The 19,145-nt window shown below is 69.6% G+C and carries 18 protein-coding genes; 7 read left to right on the plus strand and 11 right to left on the minus strand.

The features are described from left to right. Positions 1 to 113 precede the first annotated feature (113 nt). Positions 114 to 1,139: a LacI family DNA-binding transcriptional regulator gene (locus tag Q9R26_RS01495; RefSeq protein WP_311226571.1), complete on the minus strand. Its 1,026-nt coding sequence runs from the start codon at positions 1,137 to 1,139 to the stop codon at positions 114 to 116. Between the two features lie 197 nt (positions 1,140 to 1,336). Between Q9R26_RS01495 and Q9R26_RS01500 the strand changes: the two genes are divergently transcribed. From Q9R26_RS01500 to Q9R26_RS01515, 4 genes are all read left to right on the plus strand, one after another. After that, entirely contained in the window at positions 1,337 to 2,281 is a 945-nt protein-coding gene (locus Q9R26_RS01500; RefSeq protein ID WP_182064770.1) for a carbohydrate ABC transporter permease, read from the plus strand. Then, positions 2,278 to 3,249 carry a carbohydrate ABC transporter permease gene (locus tag Q9R26_RS01505; RefSeq protein WP_220032968.1) on the plus strand — a complete coding sequence of 324 codons (972 nt, stop codon included), beginning with the start codon at positions 2,278 to 2,280 and terminating at the stop codon, positions 3,247 to 3,249. Before Q9R26_RS01500 ends, Q9R26_RS01505 begins: the two co-directional genes overlap by 4 nt. A 97-nt stretch (positions 3,250 to 3,346) precedes the next feature. Further along, a complete protein-coding gene (locus Q9R26_RS01510) occupies positions 3,347 to 4,681 on the plus strand; it encodes a sugar ABC transporter substrate-binding protein (RefSeq protein ID WP_209134031.1) in 1,335 nt (444 codons plus the stop codon). A gap of 101 nt (positions 4,682 to 4,782) precedes the next feature. Further along, positions 4,783 to 6,612, plus strand: coding sequence for a beta-galactosidase (locus Q9R26_RS01515; protein WP_311226362.1), 1,830 nt, complete (start codon positions 4,783 to 4,785; stop codon positions 6,610 to 6,612). A gap of 140 nt (positions 6,613 to 6,752) precedes the next feature. Here the strand turns inward: Q9R26_RS01515 and Q9R26_RS01520 are convergent, their stop codons facing one another. Both Q9R26_RS01520 and Q9R26_RS01525 read right to left on the minus strand, forming a co-directional pair. Then, the gene (locus Q9R26_RS01520) at positions 6,753 to 7,049 is read right to left on the minus strand and encodes a hypothetical protein (RefSeq protein ID WP_311226363.1); all 297 of its coding nucleotides are present in this window, start codon (positions 7,047 to 7,049) and stop codon (positions 6,753 to 6,755) included. Positions 7,050 to 7,139: 90 nt separating this feature from the next. Further along, positions 7,140 to 7,451, minus strand: coding sequence for a biopolymer transporter Tol (locus tag Q9R26_RS01525; RefSeq protein WP_311226364.1), 312 nt, complete (start codon positions 7,449 to 7,451; stop codon positions 7,140 to 7,142). Positions 7,452 to 7,495: 44 nt separating this feature from the next. Between Q9R26_RS01525 and Q9R26_RS01530 the strand changes: the two genes are divergently transcribed. After that, positions 7,496 to 8,569, plus strand: a complete 1,074-nt coding sequence (locus Q9R26_RS01530; RefSeq protein ID WP_311226365.1) for a spore photoproduct lyase family protein — start codon at positions 7,496 to 7,498, stop codon at positions 8,567 to 8,569. 82 nt (positions 8,570 to 8,651) lie between these two features. On the opposite strand, the gene Q9R26_RS01535 is transcribed toward Q9R26_RS01530, so the two are convergent. From Q9R26_RS01535 to Q9R26_RS01545, 3 genes are all read right to left on the minus strand, one after another. After that, a complete protein-coding gene (locus Q9R26_RS01535) occupies positions 8,652 to 8,828 on the minus strand; it encodes a CsbD family protein (RefSeq protein WP_152999032.1) in 177 nt (58 codons plus the stop codon). Between the two features lie 118 nt (positions 8,829 to 8,946). Beyond that, positions 8,947 to 10,047, minus strand: coding sequence for an SDR family oxidoreductase (locus tag Q9R26_RS01540; RefSeq protein ID WP_311226366.1), 1,101 nt, complete (start codon positions 10,045 to 10,047; stop codon positions 8,947 to 8,949). 37 nt (positions 10,048 to 10,084) lie between these two features. Beyond that, entirely contained in the window at positions 10,085 to 10,483 is a 399-nt protein-coding gene (locus Q9R26_RS01545; RefSeq protein ID WP_262138832.1) for a DUF3253 domain-containing protein, read from the minus strand. A gap of 81 nt (positions 10,484 to 10,564) precedes the next feature. Here Q9R26_RS01545 and Q9R26_RS01550 point away from each other — a divergent pair, with 81 nt between their 5' ends. After that, entirely contained in the window at positions 10,565 to 11,902 is a 1,338-nt protein-coding gene (locus tag Q9R26_RS01550; protein ID WP_311226367.1) for an alpha-amylase family protein, read from the plus strand. Between the two features lie 71 nt (positions 11,903 to 11,973). Here the strand turns inward: Q9R26_RS01550 and mmsB are convergent, their stop codons facing one another. The 3 genes from mmsB to chvE form a co-directional block, all read right to left on the minus strand. Next, positions 11,974 to 13,155: a multiple monosaccharide ABC transporter permease gene (gene mmsB / locus Q9R26_RS01555; protein WP_027466160.1), complete on the minus strand. Its 1,182-nt coding sequence runs from the start codon at positions 13,153 to 13,155 to the stop codon at positions 11,974 to 11,976. Further along, entirely contained in the window at positions 13,142 to 14,695 is a 1,554-nt protein-coding gene (gene mmsA, locus Q9R26_RS01560) for a multiple monosaccharide ABC transporter ATP-binding protein (RefSeq protein WP_182064762.1), read from the minus strand. The genes mmsB and mmsA overlap by 14 nt, the downstream gene beginning before the upstream one ends. 102 nt (positions 14,696 to 14,797) lie before the next feature. Further along, entirely contained in the window at positions 14,798 to 15,925 is a 1,128-nt protein-coding gene (gene chvE / locus Q9R26_RS01565) for a multiple monosaccharide ABC transporter substrate-binding protein (RefSeq protein ID WP_182064761.1), read from the minus strand. A gap of 179 nt (positions 15,926 to 16,104) precedes the next feature. Here chvE and Q9R26_RS01570 point away from each other — a divergent pair, with 179 nt between their 5' ends. Continuing rightward, positions 16,105 to 17,154, plus strand: coding sequence for a substrate-binding domain-containing protein (locus Q9R26_RS01570; protein ID WP_182064760.1), 1,050 nt, complete (start codon positions 16,105 to 16,107; stop codon positions 17,152 to 17,154). A gap of 62 nt (positions 17,155 to 17,216) precedes the next feature. On the opposite strand, the gene Q9R26_RS01575 is transcribed toward Q9R26_RS01570, so the two are convergent. Both Q9R26_RS01575 and Q9R26_RS01580 read right to left on the minus strand, forming a co-directional pair. Further along, on the minus strand, positions 17,217 to 18,170 hold the full coding sequence (locus Q9R26_RS01575) for a carbohydrate ABC transporter permease (protein WP_027466164.1): 954 nt from the start codon (positions 18,168 to 18,170) through the stop codon (positions 17,217 to 17,219). 4 nt (positions 18,171 to 18,174) lie between these two features. Next, the gene (locus tag Q9R26_RS01580) at positions 18,175 to 19,143 is read right to left on the minus strand and encodes a sugar ABC transporter permease (RefSeq protein ID WP_311226368.1); all 969 of its coding nucleotides are present in this window, start codon (positions 19,141 to 19,143) and stop codon (positions 18,175 to 18,177) included. Between the last annotated feature and the right edge of the window lie 2 nt (positions 19,144 to 19,145).

The raw sequence follows: 19,145 nt of genomic DNA on the forward strand, positions 1-19,145 counted from the left end.
TGGTTGCCGAAGCGACAGGTGGCCGGCAGGGAGGCGGGTCAGGTCCGCGGGAGCGACAGTTCTCCCCGGATCTTCGGCGGCAGCGTGTCGCTTCGGTGGACGGGCGCGCCGCGTCAGCGCGCCGGCGGCGCCGCCGTGCTCGCGCGCTCGACGAGCCGCACCGGCACCAGGTCGGCCGCGACGCTGACCCGCTCGCCGTCGATCTGGGCGAGCAGGTTCGCGACCGCTCGGCGGCCGACCTCGTCGAAGGACTGGTGCACGGTGGTCAGCGGCGGCCAGAACGAGTCGGACTCGGGGGAGTCGTCGAACCCCACCACGCTGAGCGAGGACGGCACCGGGCGACCGGACTCGTGTGCGGCGCGGAGGACACCGAGAGCGGTCTGGTCGTTCGCGGCGAACACCGCGGTGATCTCCGGGCGTGCGGCGATCTCGAGCCCGGCCTCGTAGCCGTGCTCGGTCGTCCAGCCGCCGTGGAACACCGGGGGGACCGGTCGACCGGCGCGCGTCAGGGTGTCCTGCCACGCGGCGAGGCGCCGGGCTGCCGAGTACGACGACTCCGGCCCGGCGACGTGCCAGACGGTCTCGTGGCCCAGGTCGAGCAGGTGCTGCGTGGCCTGCCGAGCGCCGTCGGCCTGGTCGGTGTCGATCGCGGGGTGATCGGTGCTGCCCGTGGAGTCGACGATCACCATCGGCACGCCGTCGGGCAGCACGACCTCGGCGGTGTCGATGATGTGCGACTCGATGATGATCACGACGCCGTCGACGGCCTGTTCGTGCAGGCGTGAGAAGGCCGACCGGACGCCCGCCTCGGTGCGCGAGGCCATGGGCAGCAGGGTGATCGTGAAGTCGGCGACCCCGGCGGCGTCGGCGATCGCCTCGAGCGTGCGCATGTTGCCGAAGGACGCGAGCGTGAACATGATCACGCCGATGGTGCGGAAGCGGCCGGAGCGCAGGGCGCGGGCGGCACGGTTGGGCCGGTAGCCGAGGGACTCCATCGCGCGCTGGACGCGGTCGCGGGTCTCCGGGCTGACGTTGTCGAAGCCCCGGGCGACGCGCGAGACCGTCTGCATCGACACCCCGGCGACGTCGGCAACGGCGGCCATCGAGGGGGCGCGGCGGGTGCCGGCGGGGGACTCCATCGTCACGCTGGCGCTCCTTCCGGATCGAGAGGGCCGAACGGTCGGCCTCCCCGGACGCTAGCGCATGTTGACGTTGCCATGCTATCGTCGCGTCGTTCGATGTTGACGTCAACATCGGTGACCGCCCGGACACCCTGATCCGGCCCGGGCCGAGTCGCCGACACCGACCGCCCGAACGCAGCAGACGAAGGAGTCACATGAGCACGCTCGCAGCGCGCCCCGGTGAGGCAGCACCGCGCCCCACCGCCGAGCGCCCCGCCGGCCGCCGCCCCAAGCCGCGGGGACGGTTCACCGGATGGCTGTTCGTCGGGCCGTTCGTCGTCGTCCTGGTCCTGATGCTCATCGTGCCGATCGGGTACGCGCTCTGGCTCAGCCTGTTCCGCGACCAGCTCATCGGTGGCAACCAGTTCGTCTGGTTCGCCAACTACGTCCAGCTCTTCCAGGACGCCAAGTTCTGGTCCGGGTTCGGTCGGGTCGCCGTCTTCCTGGTCGTCCAGGTGCCGATCATGCTCGGGCTCGCGCTCGTCGCCGCCCTGGCCCTGGACAGCGCCCGACTGTGGGGGACGAGCTTCTTCCGCATCGCGGTGTTCCTGCCCTACGCCGTCCCCGGGGTCGTCGCGGCCCTGATCTGGGGCTTCATCTACGGCAACCAGTTCGGTCTGACGGGCGCGGCGAACGACGCGCTCGGCATCGACCTGCTGCAGCCGTTCAGCCCGAGCTGGGTCCTGACGTCGATCGGCAACGTGGTCACGTGGGAGTTCCTCGGCTACAACATGCTGATCTTCTACGCCGCACTCCGCACCGTCCCCGGCGAGCTGTACGAGGCGGCCGAGCTCGACGGTGCCGGTCCGCTGCGCACGGTCTTCTCGATCAAGCTCCCGGCGCTCCGCGGCCCGATGGTCATCGCCACGATCTTCTCGATCATCGGCAGCTTCCAGCTCTTCAACGAGCCGAACCTGCTCAAGACCCTCGCCCCGAACGTCATCGGCAGCGCCTTCACCCCGAACATGTACGCCTACTCGCTGTCCTTCAGCGGCCAGCAGTTCAACTACTCCGCCACGGTGGCGATCGTGATGGGCGTGATCACCGCGGTGATCGCCTACGTCGTCCAGGTCCGCGGCACCCGCGAGGAGAACCGATGAGCACCATCCAGCACCCCGCCGGGCCCGCAGCGGCCACGGTGACCGAGGCGACCACGACGCAACGTGCGCCGCGCACCCGCTCGATCCGCGCCTCCCGCAAGGCCGAACAGCACGTCGACGGACGCAAGCCGAAGCGTTCCGGCCTGCTCACCGCGGTGATGGTCGTCTTCGTCGTGTACTCGTTCGCGCCGCTGTTCTACCTGCTCGTGAACAGCACGAAGACGCAGGCGTCGCTGCTCTCCACGTTCGGGCTGTGGTTCGGCGGGGACTTCAACCTCTGGCAGAACATCGTCGACACGCTGACCTACAACGACGGCATCTTCCTGCAGTGGTTCGGCAACACGCTGCTCTACGTCGTCGTCGGTGCCGGCGGGGCCACCCTGCTCGCCACCGTCGCGGGCTACGGGATGGCGAAGTTCCAGTTCCCCGGTCGGCGCGCGGTCTTCGCCGTCGTCCTCGGCGCCATCGCGGTCCCCGGCACGGCCCTCGCGGTCCCGACGTTCCTGCTCTTCTCGCAGGTCGGCCTGACCAACACCCCGTGGGCGATCATCCTGCCCTCGCTGATCAGCCCGTTCGGCATGTACCTGATCTGGACCTACGCGGTCGACGCGATCCCCGCCGAGCTCCTCGAGGCCGCCCGCATGGACGGCGCCGGCGAGTTCCGGATCTTCTTCACCATCGCGCTCCGCCTGCTCGCGCCCGGCGTCGTCACCGTCCTGCTCTTCGCGGTCGTCGCCACCTGGAACAACTACTTCCTGCCGCTCATCATGCTGAGCGACCCGAAGTGGTACCCGCTGACGGTCGGCCTGAACCAGTGGAACGCCCAGGCCACCGGGTCCGGCGCGCAGCCGATCTACAACCTCGTCGTCACGGGATCGCTCCTCACGATCATCCCGATCGTGGTCGCGTTCCTCTTCCTCCAGCGCTTCTGGCAGTCCGGCCTCGCGGCCGGGTCGGTCAAGGCCTGATCCGTCGGACGGCAGGCCCGTGGCGACCCCGCCACACGCCGGCCGGTCCGGCACACAGCAGCTCCACCCCCTCCACGAAGAAGTGAAAGGCACTCCCATGAACAAGCGTCTCCGGCGCGGGCTCAGCGCCCTCGCCATCGGCGTCACCGCCGCCATCGCGCTGGCCGCGTGCGCCTCCGGCGGGTCGTCCGCCGGCGGTTCGGCCGACGACATCGACAAGGCCCTGAAAGACGGCGGCACCCTGACCTACTGGTCGTGGACCCCGTCGGCCAAGGCGCAGGTCGCCGCCTTCGAGAAGCAGTACCCGAAGGTGCAGGTCAAGCTCGTCAACGCCGGTACCGGCGCCGACCAGTACACCAAGCTGCAGAACACGATCAAGGCCGGCTCGGGCGCCCCCGACGTCGCGCAGGTCGAGTACTTCGCGTTGCCGCAGTTCGCCCTGTCCGAATCGCTGCTCGACCTGAGCGGGTACGGGTTCGACTCCCTCGAGAGCAAGTTCGCGAAGAGCACCTGGAACTCGGTCACGATCGACGGCAAGGTCTACGGCCTGCCGCAGGACTCGGGCCCCATGGCGATGTTCTACAACAAGAAGGTCTTCGACAAGTACGACCTCGCCGTGCCGAAGACGTGGGACGAGTACGTCGCCGCCGCGAAGAAGCTGCACGCAGCCGACCCGAACGCGTACCTCGCGGCGGACTCCGGCGACGCGGGCTTCACCACGAGCATGATCGCCCAGGCCGGTGGCACCCCGTTCACCACCGACGGTGACAAGGTGACCATCAACCTGCAGGACGAGGGCACCAAGAAGTGGACGAGCACCTGGAACGAGCTCGTCGAGCAGGGCCTGCTGTCGAAGACCGTCGGCTGGACCGATGACTGGTACAAGCAGCTCGGCAACGGTGAGATCGCCACGATGATCACCGGCGCCTGGATGCCCGGCAACCTGGAGTCCGGCGTCGCCCAGGCGTCTGGTGACTGGCGCGTCGCCCCGATGCCGACCTACGACGGCGGCACCGCCCAGACCGCGAACAACGGCGGTAGCGCCGAGGTCGTCATGAAGCAGTCGAAGAACCCGGCCCTGGCCGCCGGCTTCCTCAAGTGGCTGAACTCCTCGAAGGAGTCCACGAAGGTCTTCATGGAGTCCGGCGGCTTCCCGTCGACCACCGCCGACCTGGACTCGGCCGCGTTCCTCGACGAGAAGCCGGAGTACTTCGGCGGTCAGCAGATCAACAAGGTGCTCGTCGACGCGTCGAAGTCCTCGGACAACGACTTCACCTACCTGCCGTACCAGGTGTACGCGAACAGCGTCTACGCCGACACCGTCGGTCAGGCGTACGAGAACGGCACCTCGCTCGACGCCGGCCTCGAGGCCTGGCAGAAGGCCCTCGCCAAGTACGGCAAGGACCAGGGCTTCACGGTCTCGACCAAGTAGCACCGCACCCTTGGCGGGGCCGTGCGGACACGTCCGCACGGCCCCGCTCCACGCCCCGCCGGCTCCACGACCGGCCCGGCCGGCAACGAGAGAATCACACCATGCGCTTCGCCATCGGCGACACCGACTTCCTGCTCGACGGCGAGCCGCACCGGATCATGTCCGGCGCGATCCACTACTTCCGCGTGCACCCCGACCTGTGGGCCGACCGGATCCGCAAGGCGAAGCTGATGGGCCTCAACACCATCGAGACCTACGTCGCCTGGAACGCGCACGCGCCGTCGCCCGGGGTGTTCGACCTGTCGGGTGGACTGGACCTCGGCCGCTTCCTCGACCTCGTCGCCGCCGAGGGCATGCACGCCATCGTCCGTCCCGGCCCCTACATCTGTGCCGAGTGGACGAACGGCGGTCTGCCGTACTGGTTGTTCGCGGACGGCTCCGTGGGCGTCCGGCGCAACGAGCCCGGGTTCCTCGCAGCGGTCGAGACGTACCTGCAGCACCTGGCCCCCGTGCTGGTCCCGCGGCAGATCGACCAGGGCGGGCCCATCGTCCTGGTGCAGGTCGAGAACGAGTACGGCGCCTACGGCTCCGACCCCTCGTACCTGCGGGAGCTCGAGGCGATGCACCGGTCGATCGGGCTCACCGTTCCCTTCACGAGCGTCGACCAGCCGATGGGCACGATGCTCGAGGACGGCTCCCTGCCCTCGCTGCACAAGACCGGCTCGTTCGGGTCGCGCTCCACTGAACGCCTCGCCCGCCTGCGCCAGGCGCAGCCGACCGGTCCGCTCATGTGCTCGGAGTTCTGGGACGGCTGGTTCGACAGCTGGGGCGAGCACCACCACACCACCCCTGCGGCTGCCTCGGCGTCGGACCTCGACGACCTGCTCGCCGCCGGGGGATCGGTGAACATCTACATGTTCCACGGCGGCACGAACTTCGGCTTCACGAACGGCGCGAACGACAAGGGCGTCTACCGTCCGATCGCGACGTCGTACGACTACGACGCCCCGCTCGACGAGGCCGGCCGACCGACGGCGAAGTTCCACGCCTTCCGCGCGGTCATCGAGCGCTACGCGCCCGTCCCGCCGCTGCCGGCGTCGATGGAGCCGGGTGGATCGGGTCGGCTCGCGTCCGATGTGGCGGACGGAGTCGGCCTGGAGGCCCGGATCACCCCCGCCACGGACCTCGCCGTCCGTCTGGACCGCGTCGCGTCGCTCCGTTCCCTGCTGCCCACGCTCACGACGTGGTCCGCGCACGACGAGCCGCCGACCTTCGACTCGCTCGGAGCTGCGAGCGGCTTCGTCGCCTACCGCGCCGAGGTCGACCTGCCCGCCGGCGGGGTGCTGACCGTCGGCACCGAGGTGCGTGACCGTGCGATCGTCTCGGCCGATGGTGTCGTGGTCGGGGTCCTGGAACGCGAGCACCACGACCGCGCCATCACCCTGCCGCCGGTGACCGGCACGCTCGAGCTCCTCGTCGAGGACCAGGGCCGCGTCGACTACGGCATCCGCATCGGCGAGCCGAAGGGCCTGATCGGGGGCGTCGCGATCGACGGCGCCCCGGTTGCCCGGTGGACGGCATCGCCGCTCACCCTCGACCCCATCGCACCTGCCGCCGTGGCCGCGCTGTCCGAGGTCGCTCCGACCGGTGGCGAGGTGCTCGCCGGGCCGACGTTCGCAGCTGGCACGTTCGACCTCGACGCCGTGGACGACCGGTACCTGTCGCTCGACGGGTTCCGGAAGGGTGTCGCCTGGGTCAACGGGTTCTGCCTCGGTCGGTACTGGTCACGAGGCCCGCAGCAGACCCTGGCGATCCCGGGGCCGGTGCTCCGCCACGGTCGCAACGAGCTCGTCGTGCTCGAACTGCACGCCGCCGCGTCCCGCACCGCGTGCCTGCTCGTCGAGCCCGACCTGGGCCACACCGAGGCCTAGCCGCGCCGCCGGGCGTCGGCGCCGGGCTCCCAGTGAGCAGAAGACGTCGAGTGTGCCCCACACACCCGACGTCTTCTGCTCACTCGATGTGGTGCGGCGCCGACGGCCGAGGCGTCGGTGGTGCGCTCGGCCCCGGCTGGTCAGACGGCTCGGGCGCCCGCCCACTGGCGGACCTGGAGCAGTCCCTCCCGGCGCCACCGCCAGTACGGCGCGAACTTCGTGCCATCGTCCTCCCATGCCTGCGCCAGCATGGCCATGTGTCGTCGCTGTTCGACCCCTCGTCCGTCACGCCACTCGACGCTCCCGTCGTCGAGCACGACGGTGATCGCCTGCCGGGGTGCGGTCCATCCGACCAGCCACCCCTCGTAGCGCAGCTGATCGGCCGCGAGTCGGACGCCGACACGGGGGGCGCGGACCGCGGCCCATCCGCCGGGCACAGCGCAGACCGAGCCGACCACGACGAGCAGGACGTCGCCGTGGACGATACCGGCGGCGGCCGAGCTCCCACCGCGGCGGCCGGACGACCGTCACGAGGAGCCCTCGTCGAGGGCGTCGAGCTCGGCCACCGCCCGCTCGGCGTCCGCGATCCGGTCGGCCTCGGGGCGGGTCCACCACTCGGGGCCGCGCTCGCCGAGCCCGTGCTTCGCGAGCCCGTTCCGGTGCCGGGCCGCCGCCAGGGCGTCGTCGTCGCCCGCACGCTTCGCGGTCTTCACGGCGTTCCGCCCGCGCCCCAGGTGGGAGCGGAGTGCGGCGGCGAGTTCCTCGGGCAGCGCCGGGTCGGTGCGGCGCCAGCGTCGTCCGTCCACGACGAAGAAGTGGTCGTCGCGTTCGGCGGTCATGCCCCGAGTCTGCACCGTCGGTGGTACCCGGTAGACAGGTGTCGATGAGCAACGCACGTGTCCGCCCGATGCTCGACATCCGTCGCATCTACGCCGAACCCGCCGCCCTCGACCTGCAGCGCGGGCAGGAGATCGTCGGGCAGTGGCCGGACGCCGAGGTGGTGCCGGTCGAGTCGCACTGGAACATCCCCGAGGTGCATGGCGACGAGCGCAACGTGCAGCGCTGGGTGCGGATCAAGACCGAGGCCCTCGTGCTCGGGGTGAAGAAGTCGCTCGTCACCCGGCCGAACGGTCGCTCGGCCGACTTCATCGCCCCGTCCACCGCGAACGGCTGCGCGATGGCGTGCGCCTACTGCTACGTGCCGCGGCGCAAGGGCTACAGCAACCCGGTCACCGTGTTCGCGAACATCGACCAGATCACGAAGCACGTCGCCCGGAACGTCGCGAAGCAGGGGCCGAAGACCAAGCCGAACCAGTGCGATCCAGAAGTCTGGGTCTACGACATCGGCGAGAACAGCGACTGCTCGGTCGACGCGATGATCAGCGACAACGTCCGTGACCTCTGCGACCTGTTCCGGATGACCCCGACGGCCAAGGCCTCGTTCGCGACGAAGTACGTCAACCGCGACCTGCTCGACTGGGACCCGATGGGCCGGACCCGGATCCGCTTCTCGCTGATGCCGCACGAGACCGCGAAGGTCACCGACATCCGCACGAGCCCGATCGCCAAGCGGATCGCCGCGGTGAACGACTTCGTGGACGCCGGGTACGAGGTCCACCTGAACTTCTCGCCGATCATCCTCACACCGACGTGGGAGTCGGACTGGGCCGAGCTGCTCCGGCAGGTCGATGACGTGCTGTCCCCGGCCGCCAAGGCGCAGCTCGCGGCCGAGGTGATCTTCCTGACCCACAACCAACCCCTGCACGAGGTCAACCTCGGCTGGCACCCCAAGGCCGAGGACCTGCTGTGGCGTCCGGACCTGCAGGAGCAGAAGGTGTCCCAGAACGGTGCCGTGAACGTGCGCTACCGATCCGGCATGAAGGGGCAGCTCGTCGAGCGCTTCCGCGAGCTCGTCGCCGAGCACCTGCCCTCCTGTCGCATCCGGTACGCGTTCTGACGCTGCGCGCGGTCCACGCAGCCGCCTCCGGGAACGACGAACGCCCGCACCGACGAGCGGTACGGGCGTCTGAGCCCGAGGCTCACTTGCCGTCGAACGCGTCCTTGGCCTTCTCCTTGTCGAGACGACCCTCGCCCATGACCTGGTCCTTCTGGCCCTGGTGGGTGAGCTCGGCGTCGTCGGTCTTCTTGCCGACGGCCTCCTCGACCTTGCCGACGACCTTCTGCGTGACGTCCTTCGCCTTGTCTCCGAGCGACATGGTGTCTTCCTTCCTCCGGGAACCGCCGAGGGCTCCCGGCGCGTGTGACCACGAGACAACCACGCGGGTCGGCGACGCTCGCGGCCGGGTCCGAGGAACGACGTACCCCGGTGACCGGCTAGGGGATCAGGCGGTCCGCGCGGTACCGGGCGAACAGGTCCGCGAAGGCTTGCTCGGTCCGACGGAACGCCGTGAAGCCGGCAGCGCGGCTCTTGCCCATGTCGGTGACGACCTCCATGGCACGACCCAGGTCGGCGTCGGTGTGCCACCACGAGGCGAGCCGGGTGATGTCCGACTCGACCAAGCCGTGCCGCTCGGCGATGCCGGCCCACTCGGCCTCGTACGGGGCCATCTGGACCTCGAGCGGGCGGGGCGCGTCCTGGTACCCGACGACGCGCGCCGGGTCGACGCCGAGGTGTGCCGCCAGGCGCGGCCACATCCAGCGCCAGCGGAAGACGTCACCGTTCACGATGTTGAACGGCTCGTCCGCACCCTCGGGCGAGGTCGAGGCCCACACCATGTGCTCGGCGAGGATGCCGGCGTCGGTCATGTCGGTCAGGCCGTTCCACTGCGCCTCACTGCCCGGGAACACGAAGTCCAGGTCGAGTTCCTTCGCCAGCGTGGCCTGCACGGCGAGCGTGAGCCCCATGTTCATGGCGTTGCCGACGGCGTGCCCGATCACGGTGTGTGAGCGGTGCACCGACCAGGTGAACCCCTGGCGCTCGGCCGCTGCGAAGAGTTCGTCCTCTTGTGCGTAGTAGAAGTTCGGGGTGTCGAGGCGCGGCTCCTCCTCGTGGAAGGGCGTGTCGGGCATCTCGCCGGCGGCGTACGCCTCGAACGGGCCGAGGTAGTGCTTCAACCCGGTGACGAGCGCGACGTGCGCCAGCGGTGCGTGCGCCAGTGCCGCCAGGAGGTCGCGGACCATGCCGCCGTTCACGCGGATGTTCTCGGCTTCGGTGTCCTGGCGCTGCCATGCCGTGAAGAACACGTGGGTCGGCTGCTCGTCCGCCAGCGCGGCGGACAGGCTCTCGGGGTCGCGGAGGTCCGCGGCGACGGTCCGGACGCCGTCGCGGCCGATCGGCCGGCGGGACAGCGCCGTGACCTCCCAGCCGTCGTCGAGCAGGTGGCTCACCAGGGCGGAGCCGGTGATGCCGCTCGCTCCCACGACGAGGGCTCGGGGCTGGACAGGGGTCGGTTCGGTCGATCCGGTTGCAGTCATCCCTGCATGCAACCGACGATGGACGACACGTGTTCCCTCAGCGCGGGCGACGGATGCGGATCGGCCCCTTCGCCGTCGACGGGTCGACCACGGAGCCGCCCTGCGTGATCTCGACCTCGCCGCGGGCCACCATGCGGCGGGCGGCTCGGCGGGCGGGTTCCATCAGCGGCCGCCAGTCGTCGGGCTCGAGCGACCGGGCGACCTCGGACGGGCAGATGCTCGAGGTCCGTGCGCGCGCGGCGAGCAGCTCGTCGATGCGCTGTTCGAGGGCCCGGTCGGTGGCGTCGACTCCGTGCTTCCGGCACGCTGCGGAGCAGTACCGCGCTTCCGGTGCCGCCGACGAGGGCATCGTTCGCCCGCAGGACGCGCACGTACGTTCGGCGTGCTCCGCCTCGTTCGCCGCAGCGTCCGCTGCCGTCCTGATCGCGCGTCCCATCCCCTCATCCTCGTCCTGCTGCTCCTGTCCGTTCCCAGCACCAGCGCACCCGACGCAGGTCCGGCTGGCAGCATCGGACCGGTGAGCACCGACACCGCACCCACCCGTCACCCCGAACCCGCGTGGGTCGAGCACGTGATGTGGTGGCACGTCTACCCGCTCGGGTTCGTCGGCGCCGAGATCCGCCCCGCGGCGCCGGTGGGGGAGCGTCCACTCGAACACCGCCTCGACCGCCTGGCCGGGTGGCTCGACCACGTCGTCGACCTCGGTCTGAACGGCCTGTTGCTCGGCCCGGTGTTCGCGAGCTCGACCCACGGGTACGACACGGTCGACCACTTCCGCATCGACCCGCGCCTGGGCGACGACGCCGACTTCACCGCCCTGGTCGCGGCGGCGCACGAGCGGGGCGTTCGGGTGCTGCTGGACGGGGTGTTCAACCACGTCGGCCGTGAGCACCCGGCGTTCCGCGCGTTGTCCGACCACGGCCCGGAGGCGCCGACCGCCGACCTGTTCGCCATCGACTGGTCCGGGTGGCAGCCGGGGCAGCCCGTGCCCGTCGGACTGTTCGAGGGCCACGACATCCTCGTCGCGCTCGACCACGACAGCCGCGCCACCGAGGACCTCGTGGTGGAAGTGATGACGCACTGGCTGGCCCGCGGCGTCGACGGTTGGCGGCTCGACGCGGCGTACGCGGTGCCGCCGGCGTTCTGGGCGCGGGTGCTGCCGCGGGTGCGGGAGCGGTTCCCGGACGCCTGGTTCAGCGGTGAGGTGATCCACGGAGACGCGGCGGCGATCGCTCGCGACTCGACGATGGACTCGCTGACCCAGTACGAGCTGTGGCAGGGGATCTGGCACGGCATCGCGGACCGCAACGGTCACGAGCTCGCGCACGCGATCGAGCGGCACGACGCGCTGCTGGCCACGTTCGCCCCGACCACGTTCATCGGCAACCACGACGTCACCCGGATCGCGAGCGCGGTGGGGGAGCGGTTCGCCGGGCACGCCGCCGCCGTGCTGTTCACGGTGGCGGGGACCCCGGTGGTCTACGCGGGCGACGAGTACGGCTGGACCGGGGTGAAGGAGGAACGCGAGGGCGGCGACGACGCAGTCCGCCCGGAGTTCCCGGCCGAGGTCCCGACGCCGACGGACCTGACCCACGCGTACGAGGCGCTCATCGCCCTGCGTCGCCGCAACCCGTGGCTGCACCGCGCGCACACCGACGTCGTGCACCTGACGAACACCGCCGTGGTGCTGCGGACCGCGACGGCGGACGCCGCCGTGGTGACCGCCCTGAACCTGTCGGACGATCCCGTCGAGGTGCCCGTGGCCGACGCGACGCAGGTCGAGGCGGGCGGGGCCGATCTCGGGGACGGGACCCTGCGCCTCCCGGCCGGGGGTTGGGCCGTCCTGTCCCGCTGAACGCGGAAGCGACAGAAGTGCACGGCTGTTCCGTGCACTTCTGTCGCTTCGGCGGGGGCGACTCCGACGCGTTACTTGCGCGCGGACGCCGCCCGGCGCTTGTTGAACACGTCGAACGCGACGGCGGCGAGCAGCACCAGACCCTTGATCAGGGACTGGAACTCGGTGCCGACGCCGAGGATCGACATGCCGTTGTTCAGCAGACCGATGATGAGACCACCGACGATGGCGCCCGGCACGGTGCCGATGCCGCCGGTGACGGCCGCGCCACCGATGAACACGGCGGCGATGGCGTCGAGCTCGAAGCCGTTGCCCGCGCCCGGTGCCGCCAGGTTGAGCTGGCCGGTGAAGACCACGCCCGCCAGGGCCGAGATGACACCCATGTTGACGAAGAGCAGGAACGTGACGCGCTTCGTCTTCACACCCGACAGCTGCGCGGCCAGGGCGTTGCCGCCGATCGCGTAGATGTGACGGCCGAACACCGCGCTCCGCATGACGACCGAGTAGATCACCACGAGGGCACCGAGCACGACGAGCACGATCGGGGTGCCGTTGTAGCTGGCGAGCAGGAGCGCCACGTAGATCACGAGCACGGCACCGAACGCCGTCTTCACGATGAACCAGGCGAACGGCTCGCTCTCGAGCTGGTACTTGCGACGCGTGATGCGACCGCGGAACGCCGCGATCACCATGACGGCCGCGGCAGCGAAGCCGAGGATCATCGTGAGCGGCTCGTACCCGGTGGTGCCGAAGGACGGCAGGAAGCCGGAGCCGAGCGAGCGGAAGCCGGCGGGGAACGGCGAGATCTGCTGGTTCTGCAGGACGATCTGGGCCGCGCCGCGGAACGCGAGCATGCCCGCCAGCGTCACGATGAACGCCGGGATCCCGAAGTACGCGATCCAGAAGCCCTGCCACGCGCCGACGAGCGCACCGACCACCAGGCAGAGCACGACCGCGATCGGCCACGGGATGTTCCACTGCGTGATCATCACGCCGGCCATGGCGCCCGTGAAGGCGACCACCGACCCGACCGACAGGTCGATGTGGCCGGCGATGATGACCATGACCATGCCGATGGCCAGGATGAGGATGTAGCTGTTCTGGACGATCAGGTTCGAGACGTTGATCGGGGCCAGCGTGATGCCGTTCGTGGTCACCTGGAAGAAGATGACGATGACGATCAGCGCGATGAACAGGCCGATCTGTCGGAGCTGCCCGGTGAGGTAGCCGACGGCGGACTTAAGCGCGTTCATTGACAGGGGTCTCCCGTTCCTGGGTCATGTACTGCATGAGGACCTCGGGCGTCGCCTCGGCGCGCGGGACGTCGGCCGTGATGGTGCCCTCGGAGAGGGTGTAGATGCGGTCGCAGATGCCGAGCAGTTCGGGGAGCTCGGAGGAGATCACGATGACCGCCTTCCCCTGGTCGGCGAGCTGGTTGATGATCGTGTAGATCTCGTACTTGGCGCCGACGTCGATGCCGCGGGTCGGCTCGTCGAGGATGAGCACGTCCGGGTCGGCGTACATCCACTTCGACAGGACGACCTTCTGCTGGTTCCCGCCGGAGAGCTTCCCCGTCACGACGTCGACGTTCGGCGCCTTGATGTTGAGGCTCTTGAGGAACTGGCTGGCGACCGTGGTCTCCTCCGAGGAGTTCACGAAGCCCCAGTTCGCGAGCTTGCCGAGCGCCGACCCGGAGATGTTCCGCTTGATGTCGTCGATCAGGTTCAGGCCGTAGCGCTTGCGGTCCTCGGTGACGTAGGCGATGCCGTTGTCGATCGCCTGCGAGACGGTGTGCGTCTTGATCGGGGTGCCGCGCTTGTAGACGGTGCCGCTGATGCCGGTGCCGTAGGACTGGCCGAAGACGCTCATCGCGAGTTCCGTGCGCCCGGCGCCCATGAGCCCGGCGATGCCGACGACCTCGCCGGCGCGGACGCTGAGGTTGGCCTGGTGGATGATCTCGCGCGACGAGTCGAGCTGGTGGTGGACGGTCCAGTCCTCGATCCGCAGCAGTTCCTCGCCGATGACGGGGTTCTCGCGCTCGGGGTACCGGTTCGACAGGTCACGGCCGACCATCCCGCGGATGATCCGGTCCTCGGACACGTCGTCGGCCCGCATGTCCAGGGTCTCGATGGTCTTGCCGTCACGGATGATCGTGACCTTGTCCGCGATCGCCTTGATCTCGTTGAGCTTGTGGCTGATGATGATCGCCGTCATGCCCTCGGCCTGCAGCGAGCGGATGAGCTCGAGCAGGTGCGCGGAGTCGTCGTCGTTCAGCGCCGCGGTGGGCTCGTCGAGGATGAGGAGCTTCACCTCCTTCGAGAGCGCCTTCGCGATCTCGACGAGCTGCTGCTTGCCGACACCGAGGTCGACGACCTTGGTGACCGGGTTGTCCTTCAGCCCGACGCGCTTGAGCAGCTCGGCGGCCGTCAGGTTCGTCTTGTTCCAGTCGATGAAGCCGCCCTTGGACTGCTCGTTGCCGAGGAAGATGTTCTCGGCGATCGACAGGAACGGGCTGAGCGCCAGCTCCTGGTGGATGATCACGACGCCCGCAGCCTCGGAGTCGTTGATGTCCGCGAACCGCACGGGTTCGCCGTCGAGCAGGATCTCGCCGTCGAAGGAACCGGCCGGGTAGACACCCGACAGCACCTTCATGAGCGTCGACTTGCCCGCGCCGTTCTCGCCGCAGATCGCGTGGACCTGGCCGCGCTCGACCTCGATCGAGACGCCCTGCAGGGCCTTGACGCCGGGGAACGTCTTGGTGATGTCCCGCATCTCGAGGATGGTGTCCGCCATGTGGACGCCTTTCCGTCGTGCGCGCGTGGGCGCGCTGGTGGAGACGGACCGGAGGCGCGGTGCGGGCTGGCACCGCGCCTCCGGTCCGTGAGATGGACCTGACTACTTCAGGTCGGCTTCGGTGTAGTACCCCGAGTCCACGAGGACTTCCTTGTAGTTGTCCTTCGTGACGACCGTCGGCTGGAACAGGAAGGTCGGGACGACCTTGACCTTGTTGTCGTAGCTCTTCGTGTCGTTGACCTCGGGCTCCTTGCCGCTGAGCAGGTCCTCGGCCATGGTGACCGACTGCTTGGCGAGCTTGCGCGTGTCCTTGTAGATCGTCGAGTACTGCTGACCGGCGATGATCGACTTGACCGAGGCGGCCTCGGCGTCCTGGCCGGTGACGGTCGGGAGCGGACGGTCGCTCGTGCCGTACCCGGCGCCCTGCAGCGCCGAGATGATGCCGATCGAGATGCCGTCGTACGGCGAGAGCACGCCGTCGAGCGTGGTGCCGCCCGAGTAGGACTTGGCGACCAGGTTCTGCATGCGGGCCTTGGCCGTGGCCGGGTCCCACTGCTGCGTGGCGGCCTGGGACAGCTCGTCCTGGCCGGACTGGATCTTCAGCGTGCCGTCCTCGAGGTACGGCTTGAGCGTCTTCATGGCGCCGTTGAAGAAGAACCCGGCGTTGTTGTCGTCGAGCGAACCGGCGAAGACCTCGATGTTGAAGGGGCCCTTCTCGCCGGTCTTCTTGCCGTCCGCGTCGAGCACACCCAGGCCGGTGAGCAGGCTGTTCGCCTGGTCGACGCCGACCTTCTCGTTGTCGAAGGACACGTAGTAGTCGACGTTCTTGTTGCCCGTGAGCAGGCGGTCGTACGAGATCACCTTGATGCCGGCCTTGGCGGCGGCGTCGAGCTGGTCGGAGAGCGCGCCACCGTCGATCGACGCGATGATCAGGACCTTTGCGCCCTTGGTGATCATGTTGCTGACCTGCTGGGCCTGCTGCTGGACCTTGTTGTCGCCGTACTCGAGGTCGACCTTGTAGCCGGCCTTCTCGAGGTCGCTCTTGACGGCGTTGCCGTCCTTGATCCACCGCTCGGAGACCTTGGTGGGCATGGCGACGCCGACGAGGGCGCCCTTGTTGTCGCCGCTGCCGCCACCGTCGGTGGATGCACGGCCGCCGGCCGAGCAAGCGGCCAGCGAGATCGCGATGCCGACGGCTGCGACGCCCGCGATGATCCTGCGCTTCATCATCGAAGTACCTCTGTTCCTTTACGTCGTCCTCGACGCCTCGGGTGCCGGGGCTGCTGTGCCCCGCGGGATGCGCTCGTGTGAGCGCTCACATCTTGTGGGTTCCGTGACGGGGTGTCAACTCAGCGTCGCCGTTTCGTGATCTTGCCGCGGTGGCCGGACCGAGCGGTACGGTTGGCGACGTGAGCACCACGACCGCCCCCGAGGGCAGGGGCGGCAAGCGCCGGAAGGCCCCGACGATCTTCGACGTCGCCGAGCGTGCGGGCGTGTCCCACCAGACCGTCTCCCGCGTGATCAACGGCGACCCGACCGTCCGCGAGCAGTACCGATCACAGGTCACCGACGCCGTCACGGAGCTCGGGTACCGGCCCCGCGCCGCCGCCCGCGCCCTCGCCGGAGGGCGGAGCAAGGCCCTCGGCATCATCACCGCCGGCGATGCGCTGTACGGTCCGTCGAGCACCTCGATCGGCTTCGAACGGGCGGCCCGTTCCGCCGGGTACCACGTGCTGCTGTCCACGCTGCCGGAGGAGCCGCGGCCGTCCGACCTGTCCGGCGCACTCACCACGCTGCTCGCGCAGGACGTCGCCGCGATCGTGCTGGTCGCAGCCGACAACCGGGTGCTCGACGCCCTCGCCTCACTCACCGTGCCGGTCACGGTGCCCGTCGTGGTGTCGAACGCCGTGCAGCGCGACGCCGTCCGGACCCCGGTCGCGCCGAGCGTCGCCGCCGTCGCCATCGACCAGGCGGCCGGCACCGCGCTCGTCATGCAGCACCTGTTCGACCGCGGACACCGCCGGATCGTGCACATCGCCGGGCCGCACGTGTCGCAGGAGTCCGAGGTGCGCCGGGCGACCTACCTGCGGATCATGCAGGACGCCGGGCTCGAACCCGTCGTGCTCGAGGGCGACTGGACCCCCGCGAGCGGTTTCGCGGCCGCCCGGCACATCGACGTGACGACGGTCGACGCGGTCTTCGCCGGCAACGACCAGATGGCGCTCGGGGTGCTGCACGCCTTCGCCGACGAGGGGCTGCGGGTCCCCGACGACATCGCCGTGGTGGGGTTCGACGACGTCCCCGAGGCCGCGCACTTCACGCCGCCGCTGACCACCGTGCGGCAGGACTTCCGGGCGATGGGGGAGCGGGTGCTCGACACCGTGCGGGCACTGGTCGAGGGGGAGCCCCGCGACGAGACGCTGCTCGCACCCGAGCTGGTGGTGCGGCGCAGCACGTAGGCCGCACCGGTCGGCGCCCCTCGCACGGTGCGAGGGGCGCCGACGGCGAGCTGACCCGACCGTCAGCCCTTCAACGCCCCGGACGACAGCCCGGCGACGTAGAACCGCTGCAACCCGACGTAGAGCGCGATGCACGGGATCATCGCCACCACCGACCCGGCGACGAGGTTGCCGTAGGACACCTGCCCGTACGCCCCGGTCTGCAGGTTGAGCAGCGCGACCGGCAGCGTGTACAGCGAGTCCTTCGTCAGGAACGTCAGGGCTCCGAGGAACTCCGTCCACGACGCCAGGAACGCGTAGAGCGCCGCGGTCGCCGCCCCGGGCAGGAGCAGCGGGCGGAGCACCGACACGACGACCCGGAAGCGCGAGGCTCCGTCGACGAAGGCCGAGTCCTCGAGCTCGGTGGGGATCGACTCGAACGCGTTGCGCATCACGAACACCCCGAACGGCAGGTTCACGGTCGTGTAGAACAGCACGAGCCCGAGCAGCGAGTTCGTCAGCCCCATGGCGTTCATCTCGAGGTACAGCGGCGTGAGGATGGCCTGGAACGGCACCATCATCGTCAGCAGCACCAGGCCGAACACGAGTCCGGCGCCCCGGAACCGGAAGCGTGCGAACCCGTAGCCCGCCATCGTCGCGATCACCGCGGTCAGCACCGCCGTGGCGATCGACACGATGAGCGAGTTCACGACGCCGGTGAGCAGGTGCGACGACGAGGCGAAGACGGCGGCGAAGTTCTGCCACCCGAGCTGGAAGAACGTCGCCGGGTCCGGGGCCTGCGTGATGACGGCCTCGGACTGGAACGCCCGCAGGATCGACCAGATGAGCGGGACGCCGAACACGAGGGCCGAACCGATGCCGGCGATCGCGTACAGGGTGCGCTTGACGGTGGTGTCGCGCGGGTGCTGGACGCTGCCCTGCTGGTGGCGCCGACGTCGGCCGTCGCCCGTCGTGGTCAGCGTCCTGGTGGACAGGTCCGGCGCCGCGAGGGCCGCACGGGAGGTCGTGGTGCTCATGGCGTCAGTCCTTCTCTCGCAGTGCCCAGAACTGGAACACCGTCACGGCGGCGATCACCACGACGAGGGCGATCGACTGGGCGGTCGCCGCCCCGAGCTGCAGGTTCACGAACCCGCGGTTGTAGATCGCGTTCACGATCGTGGTGGTCTCGGTGCCCGGGCCGCCCTGGGTCAGGATGTAGAACTGGTTGAACGCCAGGAGCGACCCGATCACCGAGATGATGACGCTCAGCGCGACGGTCGAACGGATCATCGGGAACGTGATGAGGCGCTCGGTCTGCCACCAGGACGCCCCCTCGAGCTGCGCCGACTCGTAGACCTCGTCGGGGACGCCCTGCATCGCCGACATGAGCAGCACCATGGTCAGCCCGGACACCGCCCAGACCACGAGCACGCAGATGAGCAGCGTCGCCAGCGGACCGTTCACGAGCCACGCGGTGCTGCCGTCGGTGATCCCGAGCCAGCGGAGCATCATGTTGACGGCCCCGGAGTTCGGCTGCGCCTCGAGCACGAGCATGAACGAGAGCGTCGTCAGGCCGACCACGTACGGCAGGAAGAACACCGTCCGCAGGATCGTGCTGCCACGGCGGCGTGCGCGGACGAGCACCGCGAGGAAGTACCCGAGCGCCAGGATCGGCAGGGTCACGATCGCCGTGTACAGCAGCGTGTAGCCGATCGCGTGCACGAACGTCGGGTCCTGGAACAGCGTCAGGTAGTTCTGCAGCCCGATGAACCGGTACGGGCCGATCAGGGGCCAGTTCGTGAACGAGATGTAGAGCGCGAACACGAGCGGGACGAGCACGAAGACGGCGACGAACAGGATCGCCGGGGCGACGAGGACGGCGCCGGTGCGCGGCGGGTGGGTGAGCGAGTTGCGGGTCCGGACGGAGCCGCCGCGCCCCGGGCCGCGGCCCACGGTGGGGCGGCCCGGGCCGGTCCGGCCGGCGGGGCGCCGGGTGGAGATGGTCGACATGC

Origin of the sequence: Curtobacterium sp. BRB10, assembly GCF_031844325.1 — a bacterium.
Classification (GTDB): domain Bacteria; phylum Actinomycetota; class Actinomycetes; order Actinomycetales; family Microbacteriaceae; genus Curtobacterium; species Curtobacterium poinsettiae_A.